General features: G+C 72.5%; 10 protein-coding genes and 1 pseudogene. 4 read left to right on the top strand and 7 right to left on the bottom strand.

Annotated elements, in window-relative coordinates; translation table 11 throughout:
- Window positions 1–95 precede the first annotated feature (95 nt).
- Window positions 96–1970 (top strand): ABC transporter ATP-binding protein, encoded by a 1875-nt coding sequence (locus tag DEH69_RS19150; RefSeq protein ID WP_113688216.1) that lies wholly within the window; start codon window positions 96–98, stop codon window positions 1968–1970.
- A gap of 70 nt (window positions 1971–2040) precedes the next feature.
- Here DEH69_RS19150 and DEH69_RS19155 read toward each other — a convergent pair whose 3' ends face one another.
- The gene (locus DEH69_RS19155; protein WP_258534771.1) at window positions 2041–2841 is read right to left on the bottom strand and encodes an SGNH/GDSL hydrolase family protein; all 801 of its coding nucleotides are present in this window, start codon (window positions 2839–2841) and stop codon (window positions 2041–2043) included.
- A 546-nt stretch (window positions 2842–3387) separates the two neighbouring features.
- Between DEH69_RS19155 and DEH69_RS32870 the strand changes: the two are divergent.
- Both DEH69_RS32870 and DEH69_RS19165 read left to right on the top strand, forming a co-directional pair.
- Window positions 3388–3480 (top strand): annotated as a pseudogene (locus tag DEH69_RS32870) (transcriptional regulator); the annotation flags it as partial.
- Window positions 3481–3910: 430 nt separating this feature from the next.
- Entirely contained in the window at window positions 3911–4723 is an 813-nt protein-coding gene (locus tag DEH69_RS19165) for an AfsR/SARP family transcriptional regulator (protein WP_181727500.1), read from the top strand.
- 28 nt (window positions 4724–4751) lie between these two features.
- Here the strand turns inward: DEH69_RS19165 and DEH69_RS19170 are convergent, their stop codons facing one another.
- The 4 genes from DEH69_RS19170 to DEH69_RS32875 form a co-directional block, all read right to left on the bottom strand.
- A complete protein-coding gene (locus DEH69_RS19170) occupies window positions 4752–5273 on the bottom strand; it encodes a flavin reductase family protein (RefSeq protein ID WP_147255700.1) in 522 nt (173 codons plus the stop codon).
- 2 nt (window positions 5274–5275) lie between these two features.
- The gene (locus DEH69_RS19175; RefSeq protein WP_113688220.1) at window positions 5276–7426 is read right to left on the bottom strand and encodes a tetratricopeptide repeat protein; all 2151 of its coding nucleotides are present in this window, start codon (window positions 7424–7426) and stop codon (window positions 5276–5278) included.
- Between the two features lie 120 nt (window positions 7427–7546).
- Window positions 7547–8818 carry a hypothetical protein gene (locus tag DEH69_RS19180; RefSeq protein WP_220131300.1) on the bottom strand — a complete coding sequence of 424 codons (1272 nt, stop codon included), beginning with the start codon at window positions 8816–8818 and terminating at the stop codon, window positions 7547–7549.
- Window positions 8819–9512: 694 nt separating this feature from the next.
- The gene (locus tag DEH69_RS32875) at window positions 9513–10592 is read right to left on the bottom strand and encodes a hypothetical protein (protein ID WP_258534772.1); all 1080 of its coding nucleotides are present in this window, start codon (window positions 10590–10592) and stop codon (window positions 9513–9515) included.
- A 76-nt stretch (window positions 10593–10668) separates the two neighbouring features.
- On the opposite strand from DEH69_RS32875, the gene DEH69_RS32880 reads away from it, so the two are divergent.
- Entirely contained in the window at window positions 10669–10890 is a 222-nt protein-coding gene (locus DEH69_RS32880) for a hypothetical protein (protein ID WP_258534773.1), read from the top strand.
- Between the two features lie 123 nt (window positions 10891–11013).
- Here DEH69_RS32880 and DEH69_RS19190 read toward each other — a convergent pair whose 3' ends face one another.
- Together DEH69_RS19190 and DEH69_RS19195 are read right to left on the bottom strand one after the other, a co-directional pair.
- Window positions 11014–11208 carry a DUF397 domain-containing protein gene (locus tag DEH69_RS19190; protein WP_113688221.1) on the bottom strand — a complete coding sequence of 65 codons (195 nt, stop codon included), beginning with the start codon at window positions 11206–11208 and terminating at the stop codon, window positions 11014–11016.
- Window positions 11189–12049 (bottom strand): helix-turn-helix transcriptional regulator, encoded by an 861-nt coding sequence (locus DEH69_RS19195; RefSeq protein WP_113688222.1) that lies wholly within the window; start codon window positions 12047–12049, stop codon window positions 11189–11191. Before DEH69_RS19195 ends, DEH69_RS19190 begins: the two co-directional genes overlap by 20 nt.
- Window positions 12050–12168 lie beyond the last annotated feature (119 nt).

A 12168-nucleotide genomic window follows, 5' to 3' on the forward strand; every position in this document is an offset into this window, starting at 1 on the left:
GTCACCGTCCGCCCGCCTGACCGCCCGTCACCGCCCGCCCGCTTCACCGCCCCGCCTGACCGCCCGTCACCGCCCCCGACCTCGGGAACCCCCACATGACAACGGCCTCCGAGACCCCCACGGCCACGCCGCCCGCCCCGCCCGAACCCCCCGCCGAAGGGCCGCCCCCCGACCCGGCGCCCGACCCCGCCGCGCCCCAACGCGCCCCGCTGCGCGTCCTGTTGGGCTACGCCAGGCCGCACCGCGCCGTCCTGGTCCTCACCCTGCTGCTCGCGCTCGCCGCCAGCGGCTCGGGCCTGGTGCAGCCGCTGGTCGCCCAGAGCGTCCTGGAGGCGCTTGCCGACGGCGAGAGCGCCCTTGGCCCCGTCCTGTGGCTCGCCGCGCTCGTCGTCGCGGGCGCGGCCCTCACCGGTCTCCAGTCCTGGTGGCAGCAGCGCACCGCCGAGCGCGTGGTCCGCCAGGTCCGCCGCGACCTGGTGTTCCGCCTCATCAGGCTGCGCGTGCCCGAGCTCGACCGGCGGCCACCCGGCGACCTGATCGCCCGCGTCACCTCCGACAGCACGCTGCTCCAGAACGCCGCAACCGAGGGCCTGGTCAACGTGGCAAGCGGCGCCCTCACCATCGGCGGCGCGCTGCTGCTGATGGGCCTGGTGCACGCGGGGCTGCTCGCGGTCACCCTCGCCGTGCTGCTCTCGGTCGCCGCCGTGATGCTGCTGGTGCTGCCGCGCATCCGCCAGGCCGTCGCCCGCGCCCAGGAGTCGGTCGGCGCGGTGGGCGCCGCCCTGGACCGGGCCCTTGGCGCCGCCCGCACGGTGAAGGCCAACGGCGCCGAGGCCAGGGAGACCGCGACGGCGGACGAGGCCATCGGCGAGGCGTATCGCGCCGGGCTGCTCGGCGCCCGCTACGGCGCCTGGGTGCGGGTCCTGTCCGGGGTGTCGATCCAGGCGGCGTTCCTCGCCGTGCTCGGCGTCGGCGGCGCCCTGGTCGCCTCGGGCGACCTCGGCACCCCGGCGTTGATCGCGTTCCTGCTCTATGTCTTCTACCTGGCGAGCCCGATCGCCTCGCTGGTCGCCGGGCTCGCCCTGCTCCAGCAGGGCCTCGGCGCCGTCGGCAGGATCGAGCAGGTCAGGAACATGCCGATCGAGGAGGACGTGGACCACGCCGGGACCGCGGCCCCGGCGGGCACCCAAGGTGCCCAAGGCGCCCAAGGCGCCCCGCCCAGCGTGGAGTTCGACGACGTCTGGTTCTCCTACCCGGGCCGTGGCCCCGCCCTCAGCGGCGTCTCGTGGACGGCGCCCGGCGGCACGCGCACCGCGCTCGTGGGGCTCTCGGGCGGCGGCAAGAGCACATCGTTCGCGCTGCTCCAGCGCTTCTACGAGCCCACCGCGGGGCGGGTCCTGCTCGGCGGCACGGACATCGCCACGCTGGGCCGGGCCGAGGTGCGCCGCCGCATCGCGTATGTGGAGCAGGACGCCCCGGTGCTCGCGGGCACGATCGAGGACAACCTCCGCTACGCCGCCCCCGATGTCACCGCCGACGAGATCGCCGAGACGCTGCGGCTGACCCGGCTCGACTCCCTCGTGGACCGGCTGCCCGAAGGGCTCGCCACCCAGGTCGGGAACCGCGGCGACGCCCTCTCGGGCGGCGAGCGGCAGCGCCTGGCCATCGCCAGGGCGCTGCTGCGCCGCCCCGACGTGCTGCTGCTCGACGAGGCGACGGCCCAGCTGGACGCGCGTAACGAGCAGGCGCTGCGGGAGGCCGTCGACCAGGCGTCGCGGCGCTGCACCGTCCTGCTGATCGCCCACCGGCTGTCCACGGTGACCGACGCCGACCAGATCGTGGTGCTCGAACACGGCCGCGTCCGAGGCGTCGGCGGCCACCGCGAGCTGGTCGAGGCCGACGGCCTGTACCGCGAACTCGCCACCTCCCAGCTCCTCGTCGGCGATGACGCGCCGGGCGGCGCCGCATAGCGCGACGCCCGGGGGCATCCGCGCGACGCGGATGCCCCCGGGCGCCATGCGTGGGGGGAACGGCCAGGGATCAGCCGGTGAGCGCGGTCAGCGCGGGCAGGTAGCCGTCGCGGTGGCCCGCCTGGTTCGGGTGGTACGACTCGTCGAGGTCGCCCCACTCCAAGCTGGTCACCCACTCGGTGTTGCCCGAGCAGAGCGTGTGCGGGTCGAACACCGGCCGCGCGTCGAGGAACTGGAACCCGGCCTCGGCCGCGCGCTGCGACATGACGGTCGCCAGGGTGTCGGCGGCGCCGTTCAACGCCGTCCGCTCCCGGTCGCTGAGCCCGAGGATCCCGCAGTTCCCGCCGATGGTGTAGAGCCGCGGATAGCCGACCACGACCACCTGGGCGGAGGGCGCCGCCGCCCGCACCGCGGCGTAGGTCTGCGCCAGGGCCGGGGAGAGGGCGGCGTGGGCCGCCTGCTCGGCGAGCGCGACGCCGTCCAGGCAGTCCTGGTCGTCGATGGTCAGGATGCAGTTGGTCAGCACGTCGACGAACCCGACGTCGTTGCCGCCCACCTGGATGGTGACCAGCGTGGTGTCAGGGGTGATCTGCGGCACCTGGTTGGCCACGAGCTCCGCGGTGGTGGCGCCGCTGCACGCGGCCTCGACGAAGCTCACCGACGGGTGCGCGGCGGCCCACAGGCGCGGGTACGTCAGCGGCCCGCGACGGCACTCGGCGTCGGGGTCGTCATAGGTGCCGGTGCCGGGGGCGGTCGTGTACGAGTCGCCCAGGGCGACATACTTCCCCGCCGCCTGGGTCCCGGAGTCCGCGGCCTGCGCGGGCGGGGCGAGCGTGAGCGTGGCGACCAACGCCAGAAGGGCGGTGGCCACCAGCGTTCTTGGTGAACGTATCGAGCGGGTCACTTAACCTACTCCAGAAGTGGGGGAATAAGACGCCCTAGAAGTATCACGTGAACCGGGCCGTGAATACCCGGAGTCGCATGAAATCTCGGTCAATAAACGGGCTGAGAAAGGGAGTTGAGAGGGCGGCTCGCGCTGTCCCCAAGAGGGTGGGAATGTGCGGAGCGTATGTCCGCCGTGCCCGCAGAAGAGAATGCCCGGGAAAACGCGGAGAATACGCCGGGATAACGCGGGGCTCATTCGGCAGGGCCATTCATCCGGCCTCGCAACGAGCCCGTTCTCCTTGAGCTCGGCCCCGCTGAGGCGCAGGCGCCCGCGCCGGTCGCGCGGCGAGTGCAGCCCCGCGAACGTCCCCGCCTCGCGCAGCCCCGCCAACTCCCGTGCCCGGCGCGGCAGGAACGCGGCGAGCCGATCGCGCACAGGCCGCGCGCGGCGGGCCCGCCCGGCCCGCCCGGCCCGCCCGGCCAGCTCGGTCAGCGTGGCCTCGGCCCTGGTCGCGGCGCGCTCGAACCGCACATCTACACCGGCGAGCCCGGCTCACCCTCCGAAGAGGCGCTACGCCTCCTCGCCTCCTGGGCCGCCACCCAGGACCCCGAACGATCCGGCTGATCCCGGCTCCCGCCGCGCCATACACGGCGCGCACCCGCACCCGCCGTCGCCGGTGATCGCGGCGCGCGCCGCGCCCGATGAGCCGCAGGCACCTCTTTCGGCCACGACGGCATTGCGTCGAGGTGAACGAGCCGCCTTGACACGGGTGTTGCCCGCGCCTGTCATGTCCGCGTCCGTGCACGCCGTGCGGCCTCCTCGGTCGCCCGGGCGGCCAGCCCCGGCGTTTGACCGGATCCCGGCTCACCCGGTGCGGGGGAAGTGTGGATGCTTGGTGGTTATCTACGCGAGTCACATGGAGGGAATCGGTATGTGCGTCACGCCATGCTCAAAAGTGTCCTTAGGGTGTCCCGAGTGTTCGCCGAGCGTCCCCCGGGGCTGGTGACGCCGGGTGGCCGCCTCCCCGGCTTCCGCGAGCCGCGGACCGCGCACGTTGCGGTTCCAGGTCCTCGGCCCCTTGGGCGTCGTCCGCGACGGGCGCCCCTGCACGCCAAGCGCGCTCAAACGCAGGGCGCTGCTCGCCGTTCTGCTGCTCTCCGCCAACAGGCCCGTGCCCGTGGGCCAGTTGATCGACGAGCTGTGGGACTCACGCCCGCCGCGGTCCGCCGTGGCCACGCTCCAGATGTATGTGTCGGGGCTCAGGCGGGCGCTCGACCCCGCGCACAGCGCCGCCCACCGCGACGCCCGCAGCCATCCGCGGCTCAGCACCGAACTCGCGGGCTACCGGCTGCGGGTGCGGCCAGGCGAGCTGGACCTCGAACGGTTTAGGACGCTGGCCGCCACGGGGCGGCGGCTGGTCGGCGACGGCAGGTGCGGGCAGGCGGGGGTCGCGTTCCACAGGGCGCTCTCGCTGTGCAGGGGCCGCCCGTTGAGCGACCTCGGAACGGTCGGGATGCTCACGCCGTTCATCACGCGGCTCGCCGAGGAACGCCTCGCCGTGCAGCGCGAGTCCTATGAGACGGCCCTGTGCCAGGGCCATGGGCCGCTGGTCATCGGCGAGTTGAAGGAGCAGTGCGTCAGGCACCCGCTTCAGGAGACATTCCACGAGCAGCTGGTGCTCGCCCTGTGCCAGGCGGGCCGCAGGGCCGAGGCGCTTGCCGCCTACGCCTCGGCGCGCCGCCTCATCGTCGGCGAGATCGGCGTCGAGCCGGGGCCCGCGCTGCGCGCCGCCCAGCGCGCGGCGCTGCACGACCAGTACCTGGTCACGGCCAGGCACCCGCGCTGCCGGGCCACCGCCCCCATCTGACGGGCCGCCCCCATCTGACGGGCTCCGTTCACGGCTCCCCGGCCAGCCGCCACCCCAGGCTCCGCCGGTAGTAGACGAGCGGGTCATCCCCGCCGAGGTCGCAGCGCACGACCTCCCCGATCACCACGACGTGGTCCCCGTGCCCGAACGCGGCGCTTGGCGCGCATCTGAGGTAGGCGCACGTTCCGGCGATCCGGGGCACCGGGCCGTCCCAACTCCACGCCGCCTCGGCGAACTTGTCCTCGCCCCGCCCGGCGAAGACGGCGGCCAGCGCCTCGTCCCCGCGGCCGAGCAGGTGCACGCCGAACTCCGCGCCGTCCGCCAGGACCTGGCAGGACCGCGCGTCGCGGGCGATCGACACCAGCACGGAGGGCGGCCTGGCGCTGTAGGAGCACAGCGAGGAGACCAGCAGGCCGCAGGGCGCGCCGTCGTCTCGGCGGGTCGAGACGACGGCGACGCCCGAGGCAAGCCGGGACATCGCCTCCGTGAACGCCGAGGTCAACGCGGAGGGTGACGTGGAGGGGGACGCCGAGGTGACGCGGGTTGACACCGTCACACCCCGGCCCGCTCGGTCGCGTGCAGGCAGGCGTCGTGGTGGGCGCGGGCGTCGGCGTCGTCCGTGACGGCGAGGACGGCGGCGAAGTCGGCCGCCGCCTCGCCGAAGCGGCCCGCCGCCTCGTGCACCAGGCCGCGGTTGTAACGGAGTTCGGGCTGGTCGCCCAGGGTGAGCGCCCGGTCGAAGTCCGCGGTGGCCCCGGCCAGGTCGCCCGCTTCGAACGCCAGGACCGCCCGCACGCCCCACGCCTCCGCGAGCCCCGGGTCGTTGTGGATCGCCGCGTCGAGCGCGGCCTTCGCCCCCTCGCGGTCGCCCGCCTCGGCGAGCAGCCGCCCGCGCAGCGACAGCAGGTGCGCGTCGTCGGGCGCGCCCGCGAGTCCTTCGGCGACGCTGCGCAGCGCCGCCTCGCCCTCGCCCAGGTCGGCCAGCAGGCTCGCCTGGTTGAGCCGGGCGTCCACATGCCCGGGATCCAGCTCGAGAACGCGCTCGAAGTCGGCCAACGCCCCCTGTACGTCACCGAGTTCGAGGCGCGCGTCGCCGCAGTTGTAGTACGCCTCGGGGAACGGCGGCTCGAGCCGCAGCGCCTCCTGGTAGTCGGCCAGCGCCTCCTCGACCCGGCCCATGCGGCGCAGGATCGTGCCGCGGTTGAAGTAGTGGTCGGCGAAGTCGTTCTCCGACGCCATCACCTCGGCGTAGTCGGCGAGGGCCGCGTCGAGGCGGCCGCTCATGGCGTTGACCTGCGCGCGGTTGTAGCGCAACCCCGTGCGGTGCCAGGTGCGTTCGCCGAGGTGCAGCTCCTTGTCGAGCCGTTCGATGCCCTCGTCGAGCAGCCGCAGCGCCTCGTCCACGCGGCCGACGCGGGTCTCGATCAGGGCGAGCCCGTTGCGGTTGAACACCGAGTAGAACGTCCGTTCACCGGGCTCTGGCAGCTGGTCGGCGAACGCGATGGCCTGGTTCACCCAGGCGCGCGCCCGGTCAGGGTCGCGCCGGTCGCTCGCGTAGTGGCGGGCGTAGAGCATCGCGGTCTCGTAGGCGAGCTTCATGTGCACGACCGGGTCGACGCTCGTGCGGCGCGCCCGGTCCTGGAGCGCCTCGGACTCCTCGGCCCGCCCGGCCGCGGCCAGCGCGACCGCCGTGTCCCTGATGATCTCCCACCAGGCGTCGGGGCGTTGGGCCTCGTCCACCAGGCGCAGCCCCAACTCTCCGTAGAGGATGGCCGATTGGTAGAGGCCCAGCTGCTTGCACCGGGTCTGGGCGTGCCGCACGGCCTCGACGCCCGCACCGCCAGGGTCGCCGCCGCGCACCAGGTGGTGCAGCAGGGCGCCCATGCGCAGGGATGGCTCCGCCTCGGCCGCGGCGGCCAGTTCGGCGGCGCGCGCATCGTGCAGGGCGGCGCGCGTGGCGGGGTCGAGCGCCGCGTAGGCGCGGGCGCGCGCGGCGTCCTCGTCGGTGCCGTCGGCGGCGACGTGCGCGCGGGCGGCCTCCTCGTCGTCTGTCTCCGGCGCGTCGGCTTGCGCGGGTTCGTCGGCTTGCGCGGCTTGCGCGGGTTCGGCGGGGGCCGTTCCGGTGAGCGCGACGCAGTGGGCGGACACCGCGTCGGAGAGGGACGCGTCGACGGGCCCCGGCGGGTCGCCCGGCAGCTCGCCCCGCGTGGTGAGCACCATGGCCAGCCGCTCGGCGGGCATCCGGCGCAGCAGCACGGCAAGGAACTCGCGGTCGGTCGGGTCGGCGTGGTCCACCGCGTCGACGACCAGGCTGCGAGGGCCGCCGCCCAGGGCGTCGAGGTAGGCGGTGAGGAAGTCCGTCAGGCCGTGCGCGATGCGCAGCGAGTGCTGCCTCGCGGGATAGCGGGCGACGGGGGCGACGCCCTGCTCGCTGCTGGTGGCCGCCCAGGTCACCTTGGGCACCAGGGTCACCAACTCCGGTGCGGCTTCCTGGAGTTCGATGCGGTGCCGGGGGCCGAGGTCGGGGCGCAGGCGCAGCGCGTCGGCGGCCACGGCGCGCAGCAGGGTGCCCGCGGCGGTGTAGGGGCCGCGCAGGTCGCGGTGCGCGCTGACCCGCGCCAGCGGCGGGGGCAGGTCGAGTCCCGCCCGCAGGGTGTCGCGTTCCGCGGGACGCGCCGCGGCGATCCAGTGGTGACTGCGCATGGCGCCCTCTCCTTTCGCGGCCTGTCCAGGCCCTCGTTCAGGTGGTCTCGTTCAGACGGAGCTCGTTCAGACGGAGCTCGTTCAGACGGAGCTCGTTCGGTCGGAGCTCGTTCGGTCGGGTCAGGCGATGACGTGCTCGAGGCGGCGGGCGCGCCGGGCGGCGCGTTCGCGCAGGGCGATCCGGGCGGGAAGCACAAACTGCACGGCGGTCAGGCCCAGGAACACGACGGAGTCGAGCAGCCGCAGCGGATCGGCGTCGCCGGTGTCGATGAAACGGTCCACCGAGCCCGCGACCATCTCGATGAACACCGGGGCCAGGGCGAACACCGTGGTGGCCACGCTCAGGGCGTAGCCGAGCAGGACGAGCCACGCGTACCAGCGGGCGATCCCGCGGTCGGTCGGGTGCAGCGTGCTCTCGTCCACCAGCCGGTGCGGTCGGCGCAGCAGCCGCCAGAAGCGGTTCCGCAGGACGCGCATGGTGGCGCCGTGCAGGTCGACGCAGCCGACGACGGTGGTGATGAGCACATAGATGTCGGTGCGGATGTAGAAGAAGAACTGCCACAGCAGCCGCGTGAACGTGGCGAACGCGATGCCGAGGCACACCTGCGCCGCGAACGACGGCCCCGCGCCCGAGCCCCACAGCGCGTCGGCCAGCAGGACGAGCGCGGCAAGGGCGAGGACATCGGCCAACATCCCGGCCAGGATGGGCAGATACCGCTTGCGCCGCGGAACGGTGACCAGCCCGTCGAGCGCGGTCTCCACGACGAGGAAGTAGAAGCGGTGGCTCAGCGACACCGTCGAGCGGATGCCGAGGCGCCGCCCCGCCAGGGCGTGGAAGCTCTCGTGGAACGCGATCAGCGGGATGACCACGAGCAGCAGCGTCACGTTGACGACGGAGTAGTAGTCGCTGAAGATCAGGTCGCTCGCCTCGGGCACGCGCTCGGGAGAGCGGATCAGCACGGCGCAGGCCCAGGCCACGAGGGCCGCGTAGCAGAGCCACGCCACCGGCGAGAACATCGCGCGCCCCAGCCGTTGCCAGCGGATCGGGGGTGGCGCGGCGACCCGTTCGTCCGCTTCGCGGGTGAAGCCCAACTCCCTCAACGCGCCCACCATGTCGCCGATGTCGACGCTCTCGCCGTAACGCCGCAGATAGCGTTCGGCTGCCTCGGCCGGGGTGGCGCCATCCGCGAGCCAGCGCACCAACTGCGCGCCGTCGGGCGGGAGGATGGCGTACGAGTCGGTGTCGGTCCTGCCCACCGTGACGCCGTCGCCGTCCTCCAGATAGGTCAACGGGTGCATCAGCACCGGCCGGTCGAGGTCGAGCGGCGGGTCGACCGGCTGGTCGACCGATGGGTCGGGCGGTTCTCCGGGGGCGTCGGGGGCGTTGGACACCGCGTGCCGCCTTTCGCTCTCTGACTGAGTGCCGCTTCGCTTGATACCGCTTCGCTTGATGCCGCCGTCCGGCCCTGGGCGAGCCGGACGGCGACCGGTCGACCCGGGTCAGTTGACCGGATCAGTTCGCCGGGTACGTGCTGCACGCGGCCGTGGTCAGGCGGACGGGGCCAGCCTTGCGGATAACGATCTTCTTCATCTCTGCACCTCCTCGGGAGTCGTCGGAACGGTTGGGCACTCCGAACACTCCACGGGCGCCCCAGAGTTCCCCCAGAGCGGCGCCAAAGTCGGCCCTGCGGGCGGCTTGGCCACGGCTGCGGCTGCGGCTGTGGTGGGGTGGGGCGGGGTGGGGTGCGGCTACGACTGCGGTGGGGCTGTGGTGCGGCTGCGGCTACGGAGGGTCCGGTGGTGCGGGCCGTCTGCCGCGGTGTCCGCTTTCGTGGTGGGTGCGGGTCACTGATGGGCACCTACGGGAGGGGGGCGTTGGGTGACCGGCCGTCTCGGTCACCGGGGTGTGTGTCGTTGGGCCGGGACCGTTCGCCGAACGGGCGCGGCCGCGACGGTAGTTGGCGGCCGTTTTCCCGGTGGTCGGCTGAGGTGGCGCGCACCCTTCGGGCCTGCCCTGGCCGCCGCTATCGTCGTTCACCGCGCGCGCGTTGAGCTCAGGTAGCGGGCCGTGCCGTAGCCGGGGCAGTCATGGCGCCTTCGGCAGCCGTCCGAGCCAGAAGGCGGCGACGGAGGGCTGGCCGATGCCAGCGGTAGAGCCATCGTGGGGCAGCAGCTCGGTCGGTGCGATGTACCCCTCGCCTGGTTCGAGGCGGATGCGCAGGCAGCGCAGTGGGTGTCCTGCGGCGACGTACGCCCGCACGTCCTGGGTGTGGGGGTAGTACCGCGCCAAGTCGGCGTCGGGGTGGAGAGTGCGGCAGATCTGCTGGACGTCGTGGTCGCCGATGAGCAGGTAGCGGGGACCGGGGCCGAGGTTGAGGCAGAGCCGCCGACGGCCCTGGTGGCGTCGGGGGCAGGTCAGGCGATCGAAGTTGTCGACGTGGAGGCCGATGCGGCGATCGGTAGCGGAGTCCTCGGTGGTGGTGGCCCGGTCGCCGGGGCTGATCGTGCAGCCCAGGAGCGTGGTGGGCCAGCGGCCGTCGAGGGGGTCGAGGCGGGCAGCGACTTCGAGGCGGCCTGTCAGGTCGTCGGGGTCGATGTTCGGGAGTGGCCGGTGTACGAGTTCGATCCGGACGCTGTCTGGTGTCGAGTCGCTGGCATGGTGCGGTTCGGCGTCGGCGGCGGTAAGAGGTTTCCAGCCGCCGTTGGGGACGACGGCGCCGTCGTCGTAGCCGGGCTCGCGTCGGGTCGGCCGGACCGGTGCGATGTCGCACCGGTCGCTTATGTCGTCGAACCTGTCGAACGAGAGTCGTGGGCCCGCCTCGCCCGCGTCGCCGGGGACATCCCGCTGGGCTGCTACATGTTGACCACCATGGCCATGCAGGCCCTGATGCGCGGCTTTCCCAGCGAGGCCATCGACATGACGCAAGGCGCCTTCGAGCGCGCCAAGTCCCACGCCGCCCCGCGGGTGCTGGCCTTCACACGGCTGATCGAGGCCCGCGCGCACGCCCGCGCGGGCGACCCGCGCGCCGCCTCCCGAGCGTTGGCCGACTCCGAACGCCTGCTGGAGCAGGCCGCCACCAGCTCCGGCGACGAGCCGGAGTGGATCGACTTCTACCACCATGCCCGGCTGTCCGCCGATGCCGCCGAAGTCTTCCGCGACCTGCACCAACCCAGGTCAGCCTTGGCGTGGAACCGGCAGGCCACCGCCATGCCCACCGGAGCCTTCACACGGCTCGGTAGGCATGCGCCTGGCCATCGTTGGCTCCGCCCACCTCCAGGCTCGCGACCTCGACCAGGGCCTCATCCTCGGCAACCGCGCCGTCGACATCCTCACCCGCGTCAGCTCCCGCCGCGCCCTGGACTACGTCCGCGAGTTCGCCACCGCCCTGGCGCACTGGCGCCGCGAACCCGCCGTCCGTGACTTCCTCCACCGCACCCGCAAGGACCTCAGCGTCGCCGTCTGACACGTACGCCGAGGATGTCGCGTGCAGCGCGGATAAGCACCGGCGCGCTGTCTCAGTTCGTCGTGCGCCAGGAGTGAGAGGGTGCGGCGGGCACCTGGGGTGGGGTGGTGGCCCGCCGCAGAGTCAGAGCTTCGCCATGTTGATGAACGCTTGCCATGCGTTGTGGCCGATCGTGAGCACCGGGCCTGTGCCGCGCTGCTTCGTGTCCCGGACCGGTACGGCGCCGGGCACCCCGTCGCGGACCTCCACGCACTCGCCGCCCTGCGGGCTGCTGTAGGAGGAGGTGCGCCAACGGCTTTCAGTTGCTCCCCGCTGCATCTCGATACTCCCTCTCGATCTTTCCCATGAGCCTCAGAGACTCACCGGAGCCAAGCGACTCCATGCGCAGCCGGTCGAAGGCCCTTGATGCATAGGTTACTTGTTGAGGTGAGTCGCTCATCTGTCCACCTGCGATGGTGTCCGAGTAGAGCGTGATCCCGCCGTCCCGAAACCGCAAGGCAGTAAACGGCACGATGGCGGGGAGGCAACCCGCCCCGAACGGCAGGATCTGAAGGGTCACGCGAGGCATCCGGGCGGCCTCAGCCAACCGAGCCATCTGGTCCCGCATGACAGCGGCATCTCCGATGACGGTGCGCAGCGCCGATTCGTGTAGTACGACCCAGAGCATGGGGGGTACGTCCCGGGTCAGGATCGATTGCCGTCCCATCCGCTTGGCGACTCTCTGCCGGACTTCCTCGGCGTCGGGCTGCGGGTCATCGACCCGAAAGATCGCCTCCGCGTAGGACTCGGTCTGTAGCAGACCGGGGATGACGTTGAGCGTGTACATCAGGATCTCGACCGCGCTGCCCTCCATCTTGGCGTAGGGCGCGAACCAGCTCGGGTGGCCGCGTTCGACGATGCGTTGGCGTAGGCGTTCGAACATGCCTGGTGTTCCAAATACCAAATCGCATTTCTGCGCGAATTCGACCGAGGGGATGATCACACCCCCCTCAACCTTGCAGACATACGACTTCGAGTAGCCCGTTGCCTTCCCTAGCTGCACCTGCGACAGCTTGCGGCCCTCGCGGGCCACGCGCACCTCGCCACCCAGGTATTCGAGATCGTTCAACCCCTCGCTCGGTGACTCCTTGTCGGGCCCTGTGACCTGGAGATTCGCCATTCTGTTCGCTCCCACTCCCTGGTGACACGTTGAACCACGCAGGTTCTCCCCACCTCAACGCCCTTTCAATCTGCTTCTCTTGGGGGCCCGCGAGAAGAGGGTTGGAGGAGGTTGTCTTG

Source organism: Streptomyces sp. PT12 (assembly GCF_003311645.1).
Taxonomy (GTDB): domain Bacteria; phylum Actinomycetota; class Actinomycetes; order Streptomycetales; family Streptomycetaceae; genus Streptomyces.